The following is a 1,489-nucleotide window of genomic DNA, read 5'->3' as shown; positions in this document are numbered from 1 at the left end:
AAGGACAGCCCCGGCACAGCCAATGTACTGCGCTTTGAAGACAAGGCGGGCCAGGAGCAGCTGTGGCTGCATGCGCAGAAAGACCAGCTCACCGAAGTCGAGCACGATGAAGACAAATGGGTAGGTAACGATCGGCGCAAGGTCATCGACCGCGATGAATTCAACACCATCCACCGCGACAGAACCGAGATCGTTGATCGAAATGAAAAGATCAACGTGCACGGTTGGCGCACGGAGGAAGTGGACCTGGACGAGACCATCACCATCCACCAGAACAGAAAAGAGCGGGTAGACCTGAACGAGAAGATATCGATTGGCGTCAATCGCACCGAAGACGTAGGCAGAAACGAAAAGCTCAAGATCGGCAAGAACCGCACCAAGAGCGTCGGCGTGATGGAGAACGTCACCATCGGCCTGCTCAAGACCCAGAGCATCGGTATTGCATACATGCAAAACGTTGGCATTGCCAAGATGCAGAACTACGGAATTGTTTACAGCCTCAATGTGGGGCTGATGATGAACACGACGGTAGGCATGAGCCAGACCGCCAAGATCGGCCAGACCAAGGACACCAAGGTGGGCAGCAAATACACGCTGACGGTGGGCGGTGGAGGTGGTGGCGCCGGAGGCAGTGCCCCTCCAGGCATGGCGATGAACATCGTGGCTCCCTCAGGAGGTGCTGGCGGTGCAGCAGGCGAAGGCAGCACCTCCAACATAACGATGGACGAGCGCAGCATTACCCTCAAGGTCGGCAAGAGTGTGCTGGAGATGAAAGCCGATGGCACGGTCAACCTCAATGGCAAGTTGATCACCGTGGACGGCTCCGAGCATGTGCAGGTTAACTCCGAACGCATTGACTTGAACTAGGGCCGCCATGCAGTTGCTTCATGTAGACAACTACACGCCCTTTGAGTGGTTTGCATTTGAGAAGATGGGCCCAGGCAAGCGCATGTATGACGTCGTTATCGTCAAAGCTGCCTACAGCCTGACTTTGATCGGGCAGCGCTATGAACTGGCCCCACTGCCCGAAGGAGAGCATCCTGTCATCCATATGGCGGATGAACCATATGAACGCAATGGCAGCGCTTATGCATCTCTTCGCTTTGCGGGCGACATTGTTCTGTACAAGCCCGCAACAGACTTCTTCATCACAGGTTATGCAACACCACCAGATACGCCGGCAACCAGCTGGGCTGCAGAAATCATCGTCGAAGCCAATGGCAAGGAACACATCCAGAGAATGCTGCTTCATGGCAAGCGCCATTGGCAATGGACATTGCTCAAAGGATGGAGCCTTAGCAAACCACAGCCAACGGACAAGGTCGCTCTTCGTTATGAGCTGTCTTATGGCGGCAGTTTCCCCAAAGATGACCGTTGGGAACGATATACCTCGAATCGGCTTTGTTGCATAAATCGGTTTGAGACTGAGTCTCCCCAAACCCCAGACGTAGTTATGCCACGGCCACCGTTTGGGGCGTGCCCAGCTCGG

General features: G+C 55.0%; 2 protein-coding genes. Both read left to right on the top strand.

The window, feature by feature from the left end; genetic code table 11:
• Positions 1-867 (top strand): bacteriophage T4 gp5 trimerisation domain-containing protein (locus tag HNP33_RS20815; RefSeq protein ID WP_418903870.1); only part of this gene is annotated, 867 nt, incomplete at its 5' end.
• Between the two features lie 7 nt (positions 868-874).
• Positions 875-1,489 (top strand): DUF2169 domain-containing protein (locus tag HNP33_RS20810; RefSeq protein WP_184711766.1); only part of this gene is annotated, 615 nt, incomplete at its 3' end.

Source organism: Comamonas odontotermitis, from assembly GCF_014207855.1.
In the GTDB taxonomy this organism is placed as follows: Bacteria; Pseudomonadota; Gammaproteobacteria; order Burkholderiales; family Burkholderiaceae_C; genus Comamonas; species Comamonas odontotermitis_A.
The sequence above is the reverse complement of the archived record's forward strand: the minus strand, read 5'-3'. Positions and strand labels throughout refer to the sequence as shown.